Below are 19198 nucleotides of genomic sequence, written 5' to 3'. Positions count from 1 at the left end.
CGGCCGCTCCCCTACCGTCACCGTGCCCGCCTGGTCCCTAGTCTGGATGCATGACCGACACCCCTCAGCCCGAGCACCCCTTCGACGTCGACGCCTTCCTCTCCCGGCCGTTGGTGGCCCGCGTGGCCACCGTCAACGCCTCCGGGGCGCCCACCGTTCGGCCGGTCTGGTTCCTGCGGGAGGGAGGGGTCCTGTGGTGGATCACCGGCGAGTACGCGGTGATGGCCCGGCACCTGGAGCGGGACCCGCGGACGGCGGTGGTGGTGGACACCTGTGACCTGGAACGACACGAGTTCCTCCAGGTGATCATGCGCGGCGTCGCGGAGGTGGTGCCCTTCGACCCCGCGCTGAGCAGACGCAAGCTCCGCCGATACCTGGGCGACGACGAGACCACGTGGCACCCCGACTTCCGGTACTTCGCCGACGACGCCCGCCTGGTCCGCTTCGTGCCCGAGCGCACCGTCGTCAAGGACCTGTCCAAGACCTTCTCCTGAACGCGGGAGACGATCCGACCTACCCGTTCACCGTGCTCGGCGGAGACGTCGCACCCTACGCGCTGGTGGGCGGGAACCCGGCGCGCCACGTCCGCTCCCGGTTCCCGGAGCCGGACGTGGCGCTGCTGCTGGAGGCTCGCTGGTGGGACCGGCCGATCGAGGCCGTCACCGAACACGCCGCCCTCATCATGGGCGGCGCACCCGCCGACCTCGCGGCGGTCGCCCGGGGCGTCCGGGGTTGAGGGCTACTCCCCCGTCGCCCCGTCGACGCGCTCGCGGATGAGGTCGGCGTGGCCGTTGTGGCGGGCGTACTCCTCGATCATGTGGACGAGGATCCACCGGAGGGAGCAGTCCTCGCCGTGCCGTTGGCTCTTCCCGACGGAGTCGAGAGAGAGCCCGGCCGACGCCCGCCGGGCGCCGTCGATCTCCGAGCGCCACACCGCGAAGGACTCCTCGACCGAGGCGGTGTCGACGTCCAGGAAGTCACCGTCCGGGTTGTCGGGCTCCTTGATCGGTGAGTGGGGCTGCTCTCCCGCCAGGACCACGCGGAACCACATGTGCTCCACGTGGGCCATGTGCCGCACCAGTCCCAGCAGGCTCATCGGCGAGGGCGGAGTGGAGCGTACGCGCAGCTGCTCGTCGGTGAGGCCCTGGCACTTGACGGCAAGGGTCTGCCGGTGCCACTCCAGCCAGTTCTCCAGCATGGTGCGTTCGTCGGTGACGAAGGGCGGGTCGACGCGGGGATCGTTCATGATCCGCGACCCTAGGCGGACACCGTCCCGTCGGCAACGGAATTGATCCGTCGCAACCCTACCCACGAACGCCCTGCATTCCGCTGTCGAAGGATGAGGCCTCCACCAGGGGCTGAGCGTGACCGCGAATCGGAGGGTCGCGTTGCGCGGGCCCTGAATCCGGCCGCCGCCCAGGTCCGCGCCAAGGCAGGGCGATGAGGCGGGCCTGCTTGCGATGGCCCGGCACCCTGGCCAGGAAGGACACCGTCGCTACGCTGGGCGCGCCGCACACCGGGGCCCTGTTCGCCCTGGTCACGCGCCTAGTCGTGGCCGTGGTGCGCGGTGCCCTCGCCCGGTGCTGACCGCGTACACGGGAGATGGAGGTCCAACTCCGGCGGACCCGGGCCCTAAGCCCCGTGTGGGAGCGATTCCAGAGGACTTAGGATCACGCCATGGACACACGTGAACTCGGTACCGTCGCCCGCGTCGGAGCCGTCGGATTCGGCGCCTGGCAGATCGGCTCCGCCTGGGGCGAGGTCAGCGAGGCGGACGCCATGAGCGCCCTGAACACGGCGGTGGAGGAGGGCGTCACCTTCGTCGACACCGCCGACGTCTACGGCGACGGACGCAGCGAACGGCTGGTCGGCCAGCTGCTCAAGGTCCACCCCCACCTCACGGTGGCCACCAAGATGGGCCGCCGCATGGCCCAGGACCCCGCCCACTACAACTCGGGCAACTTCCGTGCCTGGAACGACGACTCCCGCCGCAACCTGGGCGTGGACACCGTCGACCTGGTCCAGCTGCACTGCCCGCCCTCGACGGTCATCGACAGCGACGCCGTGTTCGACGACCTGGACGCGATGGTGGACGAGGGGCGTATGCGCGCCTACGGGGTCTCGGTGGAGACGTGCGACCAGGCCCTGGCCGCCATCGCCCGGCCGAACGTGGCCAGCGTGCAGATCATCCTCAACGCCTTTCGCCACAAGCCCCTGGAACGCGTCCTCCCCGCCGCCCGCGAGGCCGGAGTGGGGATCATCGCGAGGGTCCCCCTGGCCAGCGGGCTGTTGTCCGGTCGGTTCTCGGCCGAGAGCAGGTTCGGGGAGGACGACCACCGCAACTTCAACCGCGGGGGCGAGGCCTTCGACCGGGGCGAGACCTTCTCCGGCGTTGACTTCGAGACCGGCCTGGAGGCCGTCGAACGCCTGCGACCCCTGGTTCCCGAAGGTGCCACCCTGGCCCAGTTCGCGTTGCGCTGGATCCTCGACCAGGAGGGGCTGAGCGTGGTCATTCCCGGCGCCCGCAACGCCGATCAGGCCCGGGGCAACGCGGCAGCGGCGCACTTGCCGCCGCTCGACGCCAAGACCCACGACCAGGTCCGCGAGGTCTACGACGAGCTCATCCGTCCCCAGGTCCACCACCTGTGGTGATCCCGGTCGGGGCCGGGCGCTGACGCGTCCTTCCAGCGCCCGGCCCGACCGCGGGGGGCACCCGGGCCCCTCCTACACACAGCCGCCCAGGACGCCGTCGACCGCGGCGAACAGAGTGGCGGCCTCGGACTCCAGCAGGGACTCCGAGGCAGGCAACGCCCTTTCGAGCGTGACGCCGTTGACCACGGTGAGCAGGAACTTCGCGCGCCTGCCGTTGTCGCCCTCAGCGAGCGCTCCCTCCTCCACGAGCACGGAGAGCCAGTGCTCGACGCGGTGCTGCATCTGCCCCTCGACCTCCAGGTACGTCCTGCGGGCGGCCTCGGTCGGTTCGGAAGCGATGAAGGTCTCGTAGGTCCTGCGCAGGGCCTCCCTCGCCTCGTTCCCGGTCCCGGCGTGCGCGAGGATCTGCCGTAGGCAGGCGACCAGGCGTTCCCGCGCTGGCAGCGTCGTGTCGTGGATGGGCTCGCCCGGGGCGATGTGCGCGTAGATGCCCGCGAGCACCGCGTCCATCAGGGCCCGCTGCGTGGGGAAGTGGTGCCGTAGAGAGCCGGTGCTCACCCCCGCTCTGGCCGCCACCGCCCGCACGCTCGGCCGCTCCGCCGGGTTCTCGCCCACCATCGTCGCCGCCGCGATGAGGATCCTGTCGCGCGAGCTCCGCTGGGCGTCGTCTGCTTCCTTCATCACTACCTCCTGCCCCCACCTTACTAGTACACCGTACTAGCACAGTGTGTTAGTGTCTCTCGTGTCGCCAACACACTGTGTTGGAAGTGGATCGGTGAGAGGCGGAGGAGAAACATGCTCGACCAGTGGCGCCGCCGACGCGCGGCGCACCGCGTCACGACCGGGGACGGCCGCCGCCTGAAGGCCTTCCGCTGGTGGCAGCTCTTGAGCCGATCCCTGTTCCACCTTCCCCTCCGCCAGGCAGACGGGCGCACCACGCTCTGTTCGGTCGACGTCCGACACTGGGGCCGGAAGGAGGACGGTGAGGTCACGGCTGACCTGTATCTCGACGGCGTACGGCACGCCCGCTCCACGATGCCCGCGGTCCTTCCCGTCCCCGGCGGCCGTGTCGAGGTCGCCACGAGCTCCTTCGGACTCCGACGCTGCCACCACGTCCCCGACGACGGAGCGGAGCGGCAACTCGTCCCGGACCCCCGCTCCGCCGAGGGACGACGCGCCCGCCTCGACCGCGAACACCCGGCCCTGAGCCGCTGGATCGGCGCGGTCTCGGTGGCTCTGCTGGTGGTCGGACTCGGCCTCAACCTGCTCCAGGCCCTCGAACCCCTCTCACAGATCCCCCCGGTCAACGACGTGACCGGAACCTTCACCTCGCCCGTCCTCCTGCCGCTCTGGCTCAACGTCACGCTCGGCGTCGGCGCGGCCCTGGGCAGCGTCGAGCGCGCCCTCCGCCTGCGCTACTCCTGGCTCGACGACGCGGGCAACTGAACACCCCCGAAAGGACGACATGACCACCCGCACCCCTGATCACGCGCCGCCCCCCTCCGGGGGGCCGATCCGCTCGACCCCGCTGTCCGAACGCTCCCTGGCGCCCGACATCGCACGGGGGATGATGCTCCTGCTCATCGCCCTGGCGCACACCCCGTACTTCCTGTACACGGCACAGGTGGGATCCGTGGGTCTGCACCCGGTGGAGGGCGGTCTGGCCGACCGGATCGCCCAGGCGCTGACCCTCGTCGTGGTGGACGCACGGGTCCACACGATGTTCGGGTTCCTGTTCGCCTACGGCATCGGCCAGATGTACGCGCGCCAGACGGCCAAGGGGACCAGCCCCCTCCAGGCCCGACGACTCCTGAGACGACGCCACCTGTGGATGCTCGTGTTCGGCGCCGTCCACGCGCTCCTGCTCTGGCAGGGCGACATCATCGGGGTCTACGGACTGATCGGCCTCCTCATGGTGCCGCTGTTCTTCGGGCGCTCGGACCGCACCCTCAAGATCTGGATCGGGGTCCTGCTCGGTCTGGGCGCGCTGGTGGCCGTGGCGGGGATGGTCGTCCCCGCCGACGCGGGCACGGCCGCCGCCGACATGCAGCGCGCCAGCATCGCCGAGGAGTCCTACCTGGCCGCGGCCATGGTGCGGCTCACCACCTGGTCGTTCCAGCTCGTCGCGGGGGTCGCGACACTCGCGCTGCCCGCCGCCTTCCTCATGGGCGTCCTCGCCGCCCGTCACCGGATCCTGGACGAGCCCTCCCGACACCTCGTGCTGCTGCGGCGGCTCGCCGTGTGGGGCATCGCCGCCGGGTGGATCACCGGCGCCGTCCTGGCCCTCCAGCACACCGGGGTCGTCACCGAGATCGCCCCGGTGTCGGCGCTGACCGGCCTGAACTTCTACACCGGGATCTTCACCGGTGTCGGCTACGCGGCGCTGTTCGGACTCGTGGCGCACCGGCTGAGCGGGCGGGCGGCGGCCACGTCACTCCCGGTGCGGTGGCTCGGTGCCCTGGGCCGCCGGTCCATGAGCGGCTACCTGGCGCAGTCCGTGGTGTGGGGCCCGGTGATGGCCGCCTGGGGTCTGGGGCTGGGCGCGCACCTGTCGAGCTGGTCGGCCTCGGCCCTGGCCGTCTCCACCTGGGCCCTCACGGTGGTCGGCGCGGCCGCCATGGAACGCGCGGGCCGACGGGGACCGGCGGAGGTCCTGCTGCGCCGGCTGACCTACCGTCCTCGGTCCGTCGACGCCTGATCCGGGCCCGGCCCTCCGCCCCGAACAGAGTGAAGGGCGGCCACCTCGGGCCCACGGATCCGGCCACCGACCGACGAGAACGCCGTGCCCGTGTCGCCCCGGCGACACGGGCACGGCGTGTGTCCGCAGAACTCGGCCTAGATGAGGCCCTGGGCCAGCATCGCGTCGGCGACCATCTCGAACCCGGCGACGTTGGCACCGAGCACGTAGTCACCCTTGGCGCCGTGCCGGACGGCCGCCTCCTCGCAGCGGTCGTGGATACCGGCCATGGTCTCGGCCAGCTCCGACTCGGCGTGCTCGAAGGACCACGAGGTGCGCCGGGCGTTCTGGCGCATCTCCAGCACGCTCGTGGCCACACCGCCCGCGTTGGCGGCCTTGCCCGGAGCGAACAAGACCCCGGCCTGACGGAACACCTTGGCCGCCTCTGGCGTGGTGGGCATGTTCGCGCCCTCGGCCACCGCCAGCACGCCGTTGCCGACCAGTGCCTGGGCGGCCTTCGCGTCGAGTTCGTTCTGGGTGGCGCACGGCAGCGCCACCTCGCAGGGGACGTCCCACACGCTGCCGCCCTCGACGTACGTCGCGCCACCGCGCCGCTCGGCGTAGGCGCTGATCCGCGCGCGCTCGACCTCCTTGATCTCCTTGAGCAGGTCGAGGTCGATGCCCTTGTCGTCCACCACGTAACCGCTGGAGTCCGAACACGCCACCACGGTCGCGCCCAGCTGCTGGGCCTTCTCCACCGCGTAGATCGCCACGTTGCCCGATCCGGACACGACCATGCGGCGTCCCGCCAGGCCCTTGCCCGCACGCTCCAGCATCCGCTCGGTGAACATCACCGCTCCGTACCCCGTGGCCTCGGTACGGACCGCCGAACCACCCCAGTCCAGGCCCTTGCCGGTGATGACCCCGGCCTCCCAGCGGTTGCTCAGCCGCCGGTACTGCCCGAACATGTAGCCGATCTCGCGGCCACCCACACCGATGTCGCCGGCGGGGATGTCGGTGTACTCACCCAGGTGACGGTGGAGCTCGGTCATGAACGACTGGCAGAAGCGCTCGATCTCCGCGTCGGAGCGACCCTTGGGGTCGAAGTCGCTGCCCCCCTTGCCGCCGCCGATGCCCATGCCGGTGAGCGCGTTCTTGAAGATCTGCTCGAACCCGAGGAACTTGATGACGCCCAGGTTCACGCTGGGGTGGAAGCGCAGACCACCCTTGTACGGGCCCAGGGCGCTGTTGAACTCCACCCGGAAACCACGGTTGACGTGCACCCGCCCCTGGTCGTCCCGCCACGGGACGCGGAAGATGATCTGCCGCTCGGGCTCACAGAGACGCTCCAGCACTCGCTGGTCGACGTACTCGGGGTGGCTCGACAGCGCGGGAGAGAGGCTCTCCAGCACCTCCAGGACCGCCTGCTGGAACTCGGGCTCGTCCGGGTTGCGCCGGGCCACGTGCTCGAACGCCGAACGCACGCCCGGGTGGTGGTTCTCCATTTCGGAGCCGATGACAGAGGTCATGTGGGTCTTGGGTCCCTTCGGCGCTGGCGCCCCTCACGGGTCACCGCCCTGGGGGACGTCAACGCGATCAGTGATGCGGCCACGTTCGAGGCCCTCAACGACGTTACACGTCCGGTTCCGGACCTCCTCGACCGCTCCCCGCTCTGGCCCGTGTCGTCACTCGACCCCGGGCGCCCGCGCGACCACCACCGTCGCGCGGGGCCGCCACCCCAGGGAGGAGTACAGGCCGCGCCCCTGCGGGGTCGAGACCAGGAGCCCGCCCCGGCCCCCGAGCGCGCGGGCACGGGAGGTCAGAGTCCCCATCACCACCGAGCCCAGCCCGCGCCGACGGTGCTCGGGCTCGGTCCCGATGGCGTGGGCGATCATGTCGGTGCCCACCAGCGCGCCGATCCCGCTGCCCGCCCGGACGTGCCCGGGCGCCGACAGACTGGCTCTGAGCACCGTCTCCCGACCGGGCACCACGCACTCCTCGTCCAGGTGGACGGTGTAGGGGGCGACGGGCGGCGTCGCCGCGGGGTGCTCGACGAGGTTCGTGGTCATGAGGGTCTCGTGCGCGGGGTCCACCTCCAGCCCCGTCCCGGCCAACAGCCGAACGGTCGCCTCGGCGTCGCGGGTGGGCACGGTGAGCCAGTCCGGATCCGGTGAGGCGGCGACCCGTTCCGCCAGGGCCAGCGTCCGCTCCGGGTGCCGGTCGGCGTCGAGGACGATCCGCTCGACCCATCTCCTGGGCCGCTCGAACCGTACGTGCAGCGCGCCGTCGGCCTCCGTCGCCGGGGTGAGCGCGGCGGCCAGCGCCCACCCTCGCTGCCAGCGTCGGACCAGGGGTGCCAGGGTGTCGGGGGATGTCGGCCTCATGCGGGCATTCCATCATCCGGGGACGACGTTCCGGGGCCGATCACCGGCACCGCGCGCGATGCGCTTGCGGCCCCACGCGGTGACCGCCATGATCGCCCCATGCGCGTGGGAGTGGTGGGACTGGGGATGGGATCGCACCTGGCGACCTGGTGCGAGCGGCTCGGGATGCGGGTCGAGGCGGTGTGCGACCGTGATCCGGCGGTGCTGTCCCGGGCCGGTGCGGCCCTGCCCGACGCACGGAGGGTGAGCGACTGGCGCGACCTGCTGGACACGGGCCTGGACGGCGTGATCCTGGCCAACGACTTCGACGCCCACGCGCCCCTCGCGGTCGCCTTCCTCGACCGGGGCGTGCACGTGCTGTCCGAGACGGCCGCGTGCGCCGACGAGGAAGAGGGGCGCCGCCTCGTCGAGGCGGCCGACCGCTCCAGTGCCAGCTACTCCCTGGCCGAGAACTACGTGCTCCTGCCGCACGTGCGCCTGATCCGCGAGGCCCTGCCCGAGATCGGCCGTGTCACGCACGTCGAGGCCGACTACCTGCACGGCATGTCGCCCCAGGACGTCAACGGCCTCATCGGGGACCCGGGCCACTGGCGGGGCACGATCGCCCCCACCGCCTACTGCACCCACTCGCTCTCCCCCATCCTGGCCCTGACGGGCGCGCGTCCCGTGGAGGTGACGGCCTTCACCGCCGACACCACCGCGCCCCGCCAGGCCAGCGTCATGGCGGTGCGCCTGTCCACCGGGGCGCTGGCCCTCACCCGCAACGGCTTCCTGCAAGGGGAGCCGGACAGCCACTGGAGCTGGGTGTCGGTGCGCGGCGAACGGGGGCTGGCCGAGTCGGTCCGGGCCCGGGGCGACCAGGCCTGGTCCGTGCGGGTGCGGGCCGAGGGGTGGACCCAGGTCGACGGCCGTCCCCGCGAGGAGGTGCGCGTTCCCCCGGAGCTGACCCTGGACGGCGCGGCCGTGGACCGGAGCGCGGAGGGCACGGTACTGCTCCTCCAGGCCTTCCGCGCCACCGTCGAACAGGGGGCGCCACCGGTCACCGGCGTGCGCGAGGCCGTCGCGGCGTCCCTGGTGGGGGTGGCCGGAGCCCGTTCCCTCGAACAGGGCTCGGTCCCCGTGCCCCTGCCCGACCTGGGGTGAGCGCGATCAGCCGTGGTTGAGCGGCTTCTCCTCCCGGGACCGCCAGCGGCGCGGTACGGTGCCCCACGGTCAACTCACGACCGGGTCCGAACGGTGACACGCGGCCGGGTTCATCCGGGACACCCACCACACTTCCCACGCACGTCACGCGTTGAGGCACGGAGGTCGGACATGAGCACCGGACACCAGGAACGGGACCAGCCGCTGAGCGGCGGCATGATGAACACGGTCGTCCGTCGGGGCGAGCGCGTGGTGCGCGTGGCCCCGCCCCACGCCGCCGCGCTGCACGACTTCCTCTCCGCCCTGACCGGCGGCGGGTTCACCGGTGCTCCCCGTCCGCTGGCCCTGCGCCCCGCCGAGGGAGACGAGGGGCCCGGGACCGAGGAGCTGACCTTCGTGGAGGGCGACGTGGCCCTTCCTCCCTTCCCCGCCTGGTCCCGAGCGGACCGCGTGGTGGCCAGCGCCGCCCGGCTCCTGCGCCGCTACCACGACGCCGCCGAGCACGTCCCCCTGCGCGCCGGGACGGCCTGGCCCACCGCCCTGAGCGACCCCGAGGGCGGCACCGTGCTCTGCCACAACGACCCCTGCCTGGAGAACCTGGTCTTCCGGGACGGCGAGGCCGTCGCCCTGATCGACTTCGACCTCGCCGCCCCGGGGCGCCCCGTCTGGGACCTGGCCGCCCTGGCCTTCTACCTGGGCCCCGCCCTGCCCCCGGAGGCCCTGGCCCGTACGGAGTTCGCCGGCGCCCGCCTCCCGCACCGGCTCCGCCTGATCGCGGACGGCTACGGCCTGTGCGACGCCGAACGCCGTTCCCTTCCCGAGGCCCTGGAACAGTACGACGAGGTCTCCCGCGACTTCGTCCGGGACATGGTGGACCAGGGCAGCCCCCCGTTCGTCCGGAGCGTGGAACGGGCGGGCGGCTGGGCCGCGTGGGAGCGGACGAAGGCCCGTCGCGGGCGGTGGCTGCGCGAGCAGCGTCCCGCCCTCCTCTCCGCCCTGACCGGCTTATCCCTGGCAGCCGGGCGCTACGCCCTGCGGGTCACTGCCACCAGGTAGCGGCAGGCACTCCCCGTCGGGTTGCGGTACTCGCAGGGCGCGGGGGCGCCGAGCTGGAGGCAGTCCCCGCGCTCCAGGAGGTGTTCCGTCGGGCCCTCGCGGAAGGCGAGCACGCCCTCCAGGACCCAGATCTGGTGGTGGGTGAAGGTGAACACCTCCTCCGGGTAGGGCACCCGGGCACCGGGAGGAAGTTCCACCTCCACCAGTTCGAGTGATCCCCCGGAGGTGGGCGAGACCGCGCGCCGCCGGTAGCCGGTCTCGGGGTCGGTCCACAGGGGCTGCTGGTCACGGCGTGCCAGGCGACGGTCCCCCTGTTCGGCCTGGGCGATGAGTTCGGACAGGGTCAGCCCGAGGGCCCCGGAGAGACGTCCCAGCAGCGCGGCGGTGGGCTGGGCGTCCCCGTTCTCGATCCGGCTGATCATGGCCCGGGAGACCCCGGAGAGGTCGGCCAGGGCGGCGCCGCTGAGTCCTCGGTCGCGGCGCAGGGTCTGGAGGGTCACGGCGAGGGCGGGCCCCAGTTCGTCACTCATGTGTTCACCATAGTGGACAACCTCGTTTATCATGCTCAATTATGGACGCCCTGCTCACGCACGACAGCATCCGCGACGCCACCGTCACCGACGCGGCGGTGTGCGCGGCGATCTACGCCCCCTACGTCACCGACACCTCCATCACCTTCGAGCTCGAACCTCCCTCGGAGGAGGAGATGGCCCGGCGCATCACCGAGGCCCAGCGCCACCACGCGTGGATCGTCATGGAGGACGAGGAGGGCGTGCTCGGCTACGCCTACGGCGGCACCTTCCGTACCCGCGCCGCCTACCGCCGGACCTGCGAGGTCAGCGTCTACCTCGAACGCGGGCGCCGCCGCCGGGGCGCGGGACGAGCCCTTTACACCGCGCTGATGCCGCGCCTGGCCGCACGCGGGATGCGCACCGCCATCGCCTGCATGACCCTGCCCAACGACGCCAGCCTGGGCCTGCACCGGGCCATGGGCTTCGAGGACGTGGGAGTCATGCGTCGGGTGGGCCACAAGCACGACGCCTGGCACGACGTGGCCTGGGCCCAGCTGGACCTCACCCCGTAGCCACGCCGCCCCCCGCACACCGGCCCCCTATGCTCGACGAGGTCCCCTCTCCCCACCATCCCCCTGGAGTGACCCGTGTCCGCGCACACCGCCCGCCACCGCCCCTCGGGGCTGGCCTTCGCGCTCGCCGCCGCCCTGGCCTTCGGCGGCGCGGGGGTCTTCGCCCGCCCACTGCTGGACGCGGGCATGGACCCGCTCCAGGTCACCTGGCTGCGGGTGGCCGGGGCCGCGCTCATCCTGCTCCCCGTCGCCGTGCGGCACTGGCGCACGGCCCGGAACCGGCCGCTGCTGGTCCTGGCCTACGGAGTCTTCCCCATGGCCGGAGTGCAGGCCCTGTACTTCGCCGCCGTCGCCCGCATCCCGGTGGGGATCGCGCTGCTCGTGGAGTTCCTCGGCCCGGTCCTGGTGCTGCTGTGGGTCCGGGTGGTGCGCCGCGACCGGGTCTCCCCCGCCGCCGTCGTGGGGGTCGTCCTCGCGGTGGCCGGGCTCGGCCTGCTCCTGGAGATCTGGGCGGGCATGAGCCTGGACGCCATCGGCGTGGGTCTGGCCCTGGGCGCGGCGGCCGCGCAGGCCGCCTTCTTCCTGCTCGGGGACGCCATGGGTCAGGACACCGACCCCCTGGCCGTGATCGCCTTCGGCGCGCTGATCGCCGCCGTCCTGCTGGGGGCACTCGCCCAACCCTGGACCCTGCCGTGGGGCCTGCTCGCGGACCCGCTCCCGCTGGGGACGCTCACCCTGCCGGGCTGGGCCCTGGTGCTGTGGCTGTGCCTGGTGTGCACCGCCGTCGCCTACTTCGCCGGGGTCTCGGCGATCCGACGCCTGTCGCCGCAGGTGGCGGGTGGTGTGGCCTACCTGGAGGTGGTCACCGCGATCGTGCTCGCCTGGGTGCTGCTGGGCGAGGCGCTCAGCCTCGTCCAGGTCGTCGGCGCGGTCGTCATCGTGACCGGAGCCTTCATCGCCCAGACCTCCGTGCCGAGCTCTCCGACGCCCGCCACGGAGGACGCCCCGGCCGTCCCCGAGCCGGAACACGCTCCGGACCGGAGCTGACCTGCGAGGACGCCGTCACAAGACACCGGACCGACCCGTCCCCCACCGAGGGAGGCGCCGCCGGGCGCGTCAACGCCGTGGCGGCACCGCGATCCGGTCCAGGTCAGCGGCGAGCACCACCTGCCCGTCGAACTCCTCGCCCGCCTGGGCCGTGAAGAGGCTCTCGTCTGCCTCCTCGTAGCGCTCCGACAGATGGGTCAGCACCAGCGTGCGTGCCCCCGCACGAGCGGCGATCCGCCCGGCCCGGCGCGCCGTCAGGTGGCCGTACGCCTCGGCCAGGTGCTCCTCGGAGTCCAGGTACGTGGACTCGATGACCAGCATGTCCGCCCCACGGGCCAGCTCCACCGCCTGCTCGCACTCACCGGTGTCCATCACGAACGCGAACACCTGGCCGGGGCGGGGCACCGCGCAGTCGGCCAGCTCCACCACGCGGCCGTCCGCCAGTTCCAGGGATCCCTCCCGCCGCAACCGGGAGATGGCGGGGCCGCGTACCCCCAGGTCCCGCAGACGGTCGGGCAGCATCCGCCACCCGTCGGGTTCGGTCAACCGGTACCCGTAGGCGGGCATGGAGTGGCGCAGGGGCAGGGCCGTGACCGTGAACGGCTCGTCCGGGCCCACCACGCAAGTCCCGGAGCCGCCCACCGGCTGGGGCACGATCACGTCGGTGTCGCGGAAGGAGGTGGCGTGCCGCAGGCGCCGCCAGTACTCCTCACCGGCGCCCGGGTAGGCGATCCGCACCGTGTGCTGGACCTGGTCACGGGCGATGCGCTGGAGGACTCCGGGCAGTCCCAGACTGTGGTCCCCGTGGAAGTGCGTCACGCAGACCCTGGTGATGTCGTTGGCGGCCAGACCGGCCAGACGCATCTGCCGCTGGGTTCCCTCCCCCGGGTCGAACAGCACACCCTGGTCGCCCCAGCGCAGGAAGTAGCCGTTGTGGTTGCGCCGACGGGTGGGCACGGCGCTGGAGGTCCCGAGGACCACGAGTTCGCGTACGGACATGGAGCGTATGGTCCCACTCTGCGTGGCGGCGGCGCCTCTCGGTTTCAGCGGACTCCGGTGGCGCGGGCGCGGATCATCGCGGCACGCGGACCCTCGGTGAAGGGAGCGCCGTGTCCCGGCAGCAGCACGCTCCGCTCCGGCAGCGCGGCCAGGCTCTCCAACGACTCCATCGCCCGGGCGCTGTCGTGCGTGGACATCCGGCTGACCACCCGGGGCCCGTCGCACCCCGTGCTGGGATCGGTGGTGACCAGGGCGTCCCCGGTGAAGGCCACCCCGCGCTCCTCGAAGACCACCAGCACACTGCCGGGGGTGTGCCCCGGCGCGGACACCACCCGCGGCTGGCCCGGCACCTCCTCCAGTACCTGGTCGTCACCGAAGACGGAGAACTCGCTCACCCGGTCCGAGGTGAACGCCCCGGCGTGCCCCAGCCGCACCAGGACCCGCACGGACGCCGGGTGCCGCGCCAGGTAGGGGAGCAACGGTCGCTCAGGGCGCGCATGGATCATCGCGCTGGTGGGCCCGTCCACCAGGATCGGCGCGTCGGCCTCGTGTACCCACACCCGGGCGCCCGCCTTGTCACGGGCCCGCTCGGCCAGGCCCGTGTGATCCGGATGGGCGTGGGTGAGCACCACCGCCCGCAACCGGCCCCCCACCCAGGCGACCGCGTCCAGGAACCGACCGCTGTGCGAGGGCAGACCGGCGTCGACCATCACCAGCCCCTCCACGGTCTCCACCAGGTAGAAGTTCACGAGCGGGTCACCGATCCGGTACACACCGGGGGCGACCTCCTCGGGGACATGGGTCATGATTCCTCCCGGACGGGCACGCGTGAGAACCCGAGAACGGACCCCGTCCCCCACTCCTACCCGCGAACTCACCGTCTAGCGCAGTACGACTCACCCACCTCTTCCGCCACACCCCCGCCCACGTGCGTCAGCACCCCGGCTGGACTAGCGTCGACCAGGTGAGCAACATCGAACCCCACCCCACCGAACAACGAGTCTGTGAGGCCGACGCCCCCGGCCCCGAACACGGCACCGAACTCCTCGAACCACGCGAGGTCCCCCTCGGCGGACCCCGCGCCATGCTCGTCCACCGCGCCCTCCCCGGCCGGAACCGCCGCATGGTCGGCGCCTGGTGCTTCGCCGACGTCTACGGGCCCGCCGACGTCAGCACCGGTCCGGGCATGCAAGTGCCGCCCCACCCCCACATCGGGTTGCAGACCGTGAGCTGGCTGGTCCAGGGCACCGTCCACCACCTGGACGGCCTCGGCTCCGACCAGGTGGTCCGCCCCGGCCAGCTCAACCTCATGACCGCCGGAAACGGCATCGCCCACTCCGAACGCACCCCCGAGCACGCCCCCGACCTCCTCCAGGGGGCACAGCTGTGGGTGGCCCTGCCCGGCCACGACCGGCGGGGACCCGCCCGCTTCGAGCACCACGACGACCTGCCCGGGTTCTCCCTGCCCGGGGCCCGGGTCACCGTGATCATGGGCGAGCTCGGAGGCCACCGCTCACCCGCGCGCACCCACACTCCGCTGGTCGGCGCCGAGGTCGTCATCGAGGCGGGAAGCACCGTCACCCTGCCCGTCCGACCCGGTTTCGAACACGGACTGCTCCCCCTGGACACCCCCGTGCGGGCCCACGGTCACCGGGTCGTCCCCGGCTCCCTCCTCTACCTCGGCACCGGACGCGACCACATCGAGTTCCACGCCACCGAACGCACCCACCTGCTCGTCATCGGCGGCGAACCCTTCGCCGAGGACCTGGTGATGTGGTGGAACTTCGTCGGTCGCGACCACGACGAGATCGTGCGCGCCCGCGCGGACTGGGAGGAGCAGCGCGAAGGCCACGACCGGGGCGAGGGCTTCCGGTTCGACCCGGTGCGCGCCGACGGCGGCGCCGCGCTGCCCGCTCCCGACCTGCCCAACGCACGACTGCGTGCGCGCCCCCGACACCGCGGTGCCTGACCCGGCGCCCCGCCCTCCGGCTGAGGGGCGCTGAATGTGAAGGGTAAGCGGGGCTTGCTCAGGCCTCCAGAGTGAAAGCTGGACGATTCCGCACGAAAAGCCGACCGAACGACGACATCCAGCACCCGGACCTGCCCCAACGATGCTCAAGGGCACAAATCCTGCTACGGTGCGGGTCGCGAACTACGGGATGATTTAGGAGACCTGAACATGGGGCAACAGCCTCGCGAGCAGTGGGGGACGCGCGCGGGATTCCTGATGGCCGCGATCGGATCGGCCATCGGACTCGGCAACATCTGGCGATTCCCCTACGTCGCCTACGAGAACGGGGGCGGCGCGTTCCTGCTGCCCTACCTGATCGCGATGCTGACGGCGGGCATCCCGCTGCTCATCCTCGAGTACGGCATCGGGCACAGGTACCGTTCCTCGGCTCCGCTGTCCTACCGGCGCATCTTCCGCCCGGCCGAGGCCATCGGGTGGTGGCAGGTGGCGATCTGCTTCGTGGTCGCGGTCTACTACGCCGTGATCATCGCCTGGGCCATCCGCTTCACCTGGTTCTCCGTCAACCAGGCCTGGGGTGACGACCCCGACGGGTTCTTCTTCAACGACTTCCTCCAGATGAGCCCCGAACCGGGCGTCGTCTCCGGCTTCGTCTCCGGGGTGGCCTGGCCACTGGTCGCGGTCTGGTTCGTGACCCTCGCGGTCCTGATCATCGGGATCCGGCGCGGCATCGAGATCCTCAACAAGATCACCATCCCGCTACTGGTGGTCCTGTTCGGCCTCCTGGTCATCCAGGCGCTCACCCTCGACGGCGCCGTCGTCGGCCTCAACGCCTTCTTCACACCCGACTGGGAGGCGATGCTGACCGGCAAGGTGTGGATCGCCGCCTACGGACACGTGTTCTTCTCGCTGTCCATCGGCTTCGGCATCATGGTCACCTACGCCTCCTACCTGCGGCGCAAGTCGGATCTGACCGGCTCGGCCATGGTGGCGGGCTTCGCCAACAGCTCCTTCGAGCTCCTGGCCGGCATCGGCGTGTTCGCCGCCCTCGGCTTCATGGCCACCGCCGCCGGAACCGCCGTCGACGAGGTCGCCACCTCCGGTATCGGACTGGCCTTCATCGCCTTCCCGCAGATCATCTCCAGCCTGCCCTTCGGCGGTTCGCTCTTCGGCGTCCTGTTCTTCGGGTGCCTGGTCATCGCCGGACTCACCTCGCTGATCAGCATCGTCCAGGTGATCGTCTCGGCCGTGCAGGACCGCACCGGCCTGGGCCGCACCCAGACCGTGCTGCTGGTCGGCGGCGCCACCGCGCTCGCCTCGATCCTGCTCTTCCCGACCCCGGAGGGCCTGCACTTCCTGGACGTCTTCGACCACTTCATCAACCAGTACGGCATCGCGCTGGCCGGTCTGGTCCTGGTCATCTTCGTCGGCTGGGGCGTGCGCAAGCTGCCCCTGTTCCAGTCGCACGTCAACGCCGTCTCCAGCATCCACCTGGGCCTGTGGTGGCGCGTGACGCTGGGTGGCGTCACGCCGGTCCTGCTCGGCATCATGATGTGGGACAGCCTGCGCACCGAGCTGGCCACCAACTACGGCGGCTACCCGACCGGGTACCTGCTCGCCGCGGGCTGGGGTGTGGCCATCGGCGCCATCGTCTTCGGCGTCGTGATGTCCTGCTTCCCGTGGAAGCGTGCCGACGCCATCGCCCGCCACGACGCCGAACGCGTCTCGGACGAGGACGGCACCCCGGTCCAGTTGGAGGCGCCCAACGACATCGCGCCCTCCGGCACCGCCGTCCCGGCCTTCGACAAGGAAAAGGAAGAGGACCGCTGATGTCCACCAGCGCCATCGTCATGATGGTCATCTCCATCACCGTGCTCTGGGGCGGCCTCGTCGCGGCCGTCATCCACCTGCGCCGCCACCCCGACGACCCCGGGTCCGAGTGACCACCAGCCTCAGCCCGAGGGGCCGCGAACCGCACACGCGGTCCGCGGCCCCTCGGCCGTGTACGGGACGCTCCGTTCCCTGCGGGGAGGGTCAGGCCGCGAACTCCCGGACGATCCGCGCGCAGAACGCGGGCAGGTCGTCCGGGTCGCGGCTGGTGGTCACGCCGTGGTCGGTGACCACCTCCTCCTCCACCACGGTCCCCCCGGCGTTGCGGATGTCGGTGCGGATGCTGGGGAAGGAGGTGACGGTGCGCCCGCGCACCACGTCGGCCTCCACCAGCACCCAGGGCCCGTGGCAGATGGCCGCGACGGGCTTGCCCCGGGCCACGAAGTCGCGCACGATCCGCACCGCGTCCGCGTCCGACCTCAGGTTGTCCGGGTTGATCGTGCCCCCCGGAACCATGAGCGCGTCGTAGTCGTCGACACCGACCTCCGACACCACCCGGTCCACCGCGAACCGGTCTGCCGGTTCGATGTCCCCGTTCATGGCCTGGATCTCTCCCTCACGCAACGAGACCAGATCCACCTGGGCTCCGGCCTCGACCAGCGCCTGGCGTGGTTGGACCAGCTCCACCTGCTCGACACCGTCCGCGGCCAGAATCGCCACCCGGCGTCCGGTGAGTGGGTCAGCCATCGTGTCCCCCTGTGTGCTCCTCGGGTGCGCGGATCCGAACGGATCCGCCGACACGTGCGGCCCTACCCGCCCAGCCCCCTCCGCTCACGTACCGCCGAGGGATCGATCCCCGCGTTCGGCGGGCCCCAGGGACCCAGGGAGGAATCCGCGGCCGAGGCGATGGCGCCGACGGTGACGACTCGGCGACTCGCTCGGGGGTGGTTCGGCACCGAGGACGGAGGCCTCCCACTCGTCGGAGGTGAACCAGGCGCCATCGAGGTGGGTCCCAGGAGGGGAACACCACCAGCAGCCCCCACCCGGAAGGGGTCCCCCATGGCCGCGACCCGACGCCTGTATCTGGCCCGCCACGCCCAGGCCGACCCCGACACCGGGGATCTCACCGACACCGGACGCCGCCAGGCCGACCTGCTCGGAGCCCGTCTGAGCGAGTTCGCGCCCCACACGCTCCGGCACGGCCCCCTGCCCCGCGCCGCCCAGACTGCACACCTGGTGGCCTCCCGCCTGGAGGACGTGACCCCGGTGGAACTCCCCGAAGCCGGGGACTACGCCCCCTACCTGCCCGAACGCCACGAACTACCCGCGACCCACGCCGACGGTGTCCTCGACTTCCTGCACCGCGTCCCACCCGACGAACGCTCCCCCGACCTGGGCCGCAGGGCGCTGGAGCTCCTGACCGGCCCCGTCGAGGGTCGGACGGAGCTCCGGGAGGTGGTCATCACCCATGCCTACCTCGTCGGTTGGCTGGTGACGGCGGCGCTCGACGCGCCGCCCTGGCGGTGGGTGAGCGTGGGCGCGGCCAACGCCGGGCTGACCGTCATCCGGTACGCCCCGCACTACCCGGCCTCGGTGGTCACCCTCAACGAGCTCACCCACCTGCCCGACGAGCTGCGGTGGACCGGTTTCCCGCCCCACCTGCGGCCCTGACTCAGCTCGGGGTTCCCTCCCACGCCTGGGCGGGGACCTTCTCCAACAGGTCGATCAGGGTGTCGGCGTCCGTCACCACGGCGTCGGGTTCGATCCTGCCCGAACCCCAGGTCATGAGATGGTCACCGGTGAACCGGAACGGGACCCGCTCCTCGGCGCCCGCCAACAGCCAGGCCCGCAGCTCCGGTCCCAGCACCGCCAGGGCGAACGCGTCGTCCTGCGCGGTGATCCGGAAGGTCCCGTCGAAGGTCGGCTCTCCCACCTGGAGGTCGTGCACGCCCAACAGGCCGAGCAGGGTGTGTCCGAGGTGCTCGTTCCTGACCTCCAGGACCGACGTACGCGGGGTGCCCACCGCCACGACGTTGAAGCAGTGCGTGGTCGTGGTCGTGTTCTGACCGTTGTGGCTGGTCGTGGTGTACGAGTACTCGAAGGCCAGGACCCTGTGCCCCCGGTGGTCGGCCGTCAGCACGTGTCGGGCCTTGGCGTTGGAACGCCCCGACCGGAAGGGGGTGCCGTGGAACCGGTAGGTCAGCTCGGGACGTTCCCTCTCGTAGCTCCAGCCCCGTTCCCGGGCCCAGGTCTCCAGGTACTCAGCCCGCTGTCGTTCGGCGGCCGAGGACATCACCACGATCGCGATGACGATGACGACGGCGATCATCATGATCGCCAGGGTGCCACCAGACATG

Annotated in this window: 23 protein-coding genes; 14 read left to right on the top strand and 9 right to left on the bottom strand. The window is 71.7% G+C overall.

The genetic code is table 11. From position 1 onward, the window contains the following. Window positions 1-50: 50 nt before the first annotated feature. The gene (locus tag ACFW3L_RS14575) at window positions 51-494 is read left to right on the top strand and encodes a pyridoxamine 5'-phosphate oxidase family protein (RefSeq protein WP_378740360.1); all 444 of its coding nucleotides are present in this window, start codon (window positions 51-53) and stop codon (window positions 492-494) included. A 32-nt stretch (window positions 495-526) separates the two neighbouring features. Beyond that, a complete protein-coding gene (locus ACFW3L_RS14570; protein WP_378740358.1) occupies window positions 527-736 on the top strand; it encodes a hypothetical protein in 210 nt (69 codons plus the stop codon). Window positions 737-739: 3 nt separating this feature from the next. On the opposite strand, the gene ACFW3L_RS14565 is transcribed toward ACFW3L_RS14570, so the two are convergent. After that, entirely contained in the window at window positions 740-1246 is a 507-nt protein-coding gene (locus ACFW3L_RS14565; RefSeq protein WP_378740356.1) for a DinB family protein, read from the bottom strand. 209 nt (window positions 1247-1455) lie between these two features. Here ACFW3L_RS14565 and ACFW3L_RS14560 point away from each other — a divergent pair, with 209 nt between their 5' ends. Both ACFW3L_RS14560 and ACFW3L_RS14555 read left to right on the top strand, forming a co-directional pair. Then, entirely contained in the window at window positions 1456-1587 is a 132-nt protein-coding gene (locus ACFW3L_RS14560; protein WP_378740353.1) for a hypothetical protein, read from the top strand. Between the two features lie 90 nt (window positions 1588-1677). After that, complete coding sequence (locus ACFW3L_RS14555) at window positions 1678-2652, top strand: aldo/keto reductase (RefSeq protein WP_378740350.1); 975 nt, start codon at window positions 1678-1680, stop codon at window positions 2650-2652. 72 nt (window positions 2653-2724) lie between these two features. Here the strand turns inward: ACFW3L_RS14555 and ACFW3L_RS14550 are convergent, their stop codons facing one another. After that, complete coding sequence (locus tag ACFW3L_RS14550; RefSeq protein WP_378740348.1) at window positions 2725-3333, bottom strand: TetR/AcrR family transcriptional regulator; 609 nt, start codon at window positions 3331-3333, stop codon at window positions 2725-2727. A gap of 114 nt (window positions 3334-3447) precedes the next feature. Between ACFW3L_RS14550 and ACFW3L_RS14545 the strand changes: the two genes are divergently transcribed. Then, window positions 3448-4098, top strand: a complete 651-nt coding sequence (locus tag ACFW3L_RS14545; protein ID WP_378740346.1) for a hypothetical protein — start codon at window positions 3448-3450, stop codon at window positions 4096-4098. Window positions 4099-4117: 19 nt separating this feature from the next. Then, window positions 4118-5350 carry a DUF418 domain-containing protein gene (locus ACFW3L_RS14540; RefSeq protein ID WP_378740344.1) on the top strand — a complete coding sequence of 411 codons (1233 nt, stop codon included), beginning with the start codon at window positions 4118-4120 and terminating at the stop codon, window positions 5348-5350. A gap of 137 nt (window positions 5351-5487) precedes the next feature. Here ACFW3L_RS14540 and gdhA read toward each other — a convergent pair whose 3' ends face one another. Further along, window positions 5488-6858 (bottom strand): NADP-specific glutamate dehydrogenase, encoded by a 1371-nt coding sequence (gdhA, locus tag ACFW3L_RS14535; protein ID WP_378740341.1) that lies wholly within the window; start codon window positions 6856-6858, stop codon window positions 5488-5490. 156 nt (window positions 6859-7014) lie between these two features. Beyond that, window positions 7015-7713, bottom strand: a complete 699-nt coding sequence (locus ACFW3L_RS14530) for a GNAT family N-acetyltransferase (RefSeq protein WP_378740339.1) — start codon at window positions 7711-7713, stop codon at window positions 7015-7017. Window positions 7714-7812: 99 nt separating this feature from the next. Here ACFW3L_RS14530 and ACFW3L_RS14525 point away from each other — a divergent pair, with 99 nt between their 5' ends. Further along, window positions 7813-8856 carry a Gfo/Idh/MocA family protein gene (locus ACFW3L_RS14525; protein WP_378740337.1) on the top strand — a complete coding sequence of 348 codons (1044 nt, stop codon included), beginning with the start codon at window positions 7813-7815 and terminating at the stop codon, window positions 8854-8856. 171 nt (window positions 8857-9027) lie between these two features. Continuing rightward, the gene (locus ACFW3L_RS14520) at window positions 9028-9912 is read left to right on the top strand and encodes an aminoglycoside phosphotransferase family protein (RefSeq protein WP_378740335.1); all 885 of its coding nucleotides are present in this window, start codon (window positions 9028-9030) and stop codon (window positions 9910-9912) included. On the opposite strand, the gene ACFW3L_RS14515 is transcribed toward ACFW3L_RS14520, so the two are convergent. Next, the gene (locus tag ACFW3L_RS14515) at window positions 9882-10442 is read right to left on the bottom strand and encodes a helix-turn-helix domain-containing protein (protein ID WP_378740333.1); all 561 of its coding nucleotides are present in this window, start codon (window positions 10440-10442) and stop codon (window positions 9882-9884) included. The two genes, ACFW3L_RS14520 and ACFW3L_RS14515, sit on opposite strands and share 31 nt — an antisense overlap. A gap of 41 nt (window positions 10443-10483) precedes the next feature. Between ACFW3L_RS14515 and ACFW3L_RS14510 the strand changes: the two genes are divergently transcribed. Further along, window positions 10484-10996, top strand: coding sequence for a GNAT family N-acetyltransferase (locus tag ACFW3L_RS14510; RefSeq protein WP_378740330.1), 513 nt, complete (start codon window positions 10484-10486; stop codon window positions 10994-10996). 75 nt (window positions 10997-11071) lie between these two features. After that, on the top strand, window positions 11072-12043 hold the full coding sequence (locus tag ACFW3L_RS14505; protein WP_378740327.1) for a DMT family transporter: 972 nt from the start codon (window positions 11072-11074) through the stop codon (window positions 12041-12043). 69 nt (window positions 12044-12112) lie between these two features. Here the strand turns inward: ACFW3L_RS14505 and ACFW3L_RS14500 are convergent, their stop codons facing one another. Further along, window positions 12113-13042 (bottom strand): ribonuclease Z, encoded by a 930-nt coding sequence (locus ACFW3L_RS14500; protein ID WP_378740326.1) that lies wholly within the window; start codon window positions 13040-13042, stop codon window positions 12113-12115. 44 nt (window positions 13043-13086) lie between these two features. Further along, window positions 13087-13848: an MBL fold metallo-hydrolase gene (locus ACFW3L_RS14495; protein WP_378740324.1), complete on the bottom strand. Its 762-nt coding sequence runs from the start codon at window positions 13846-13848 to the stop codon at window positions 13087-13089. Window positions 13849-14006: 158 nt separating this feature from the next. Here ACFW3L_RS14495 and ACFW3L_RS14490 point away from each other — a divergent pair, with 158 nt between their 5' ends. The 3 genes from ACFW3L_RS14490 (at window position 14007) to ACFW3L_RS14480 (ending at window position 16954) form a co-directional block, all read left to right on the top strand. After that, entirely contained in the window at window positions 14007-15011 is a 1005-nt protein-coding gene (locus ACFW3L_RS14490; RefSeq protein WP_378740322.1) for a pirin family protein, read from the top strand. Window positions 15012-15221: 210 nt separating this feature from the next. Next, entirely contained in the window at window positions 15222-16841 is a 1620-nt protein-coding gene (locus ACFW3L_RS14485; RefSeq protein ID WP_352387783.1) for a sodium-dependent transporter, read from the top strand. Next, window positions 16841-16954, top strand: coding sequence for a methionine/alanine import family NSS transporter small subunit (locus tag ACFW3L_RS14480; RefSeq protein WP_378740319.1), 114 nt, complete (start codon window positions 16841-16843; stop codon window positions 16952-16954). The genes ACFW3L_RS14485 and ACFW3L_RS14480 overlap by 1 nt, the downstream gene beginning before the upstream one ends. Window positions 16955-17045: 91 nt before the next feature. Here the strand turns inward: ACFW3L_RS14480 and ACFW3L_RS14475 are convergent, their stop codons facing one another. After that, window positions 17046-17588, bottom strand: a complete 543-nt coding sequence (locus tag ACFW3L_RS14475) for a type 1 glutamine amidotransferase domain-containing protein (protein WP_378740317.1) — start codon at window positions 17586-17588, stop codon at window positions 17046-17048. Window positions 17589-17900: 312 nt separating this feature from the next. Here ACFW3L_RS14475 and ACFW3L_RS14470 point away from each other — a divergent pair, with 312 nt between their 5' ends. Continuing rightward, on the top strand, window positions 17901-18512 hold the full coding sequence (locus ACFW3L_RS14470; RefSeq protein ID WP_378740315.1) for a histidine phosphatase family protein: 612 nt from the start codon (window positions 17901-17903) through the stop codon (window positions 18510-18512). Window position 18513: 1 nt separating this feature from the next. Here the strand turns inward: ACFW3L_RS14470 and ACFW3L_RS14465 are convergent, their stop codons facing one another. Further along, window positions 18514-19197: a hypothetical protein gene (locus ACFW3L_RS14465; RefSeq protein WP_378740312.1), complete on the bottom strand. Its 684-nt coding sequence runs from the start codon at window positions 19195-19197 to the stop codon at window positions 18514-18516. Window position 19198 lies beyond the last annotated feature (1 nt).

This window comes from Nocardiopsis sp. NPDC058789 (genome assembly GCF_042745575.1).
In the GTDB taxonomy this organism is placed as follows: Bacteria; Actinomycetota; Actinomycetes; order Streptosporangiales; family Streptosporangiaceae; genus Nocardiopsis; species Nocardiopsis eucommiae.
This window is presented reverse-complemented; position numbering and strand designations above follow the sequence as displayed.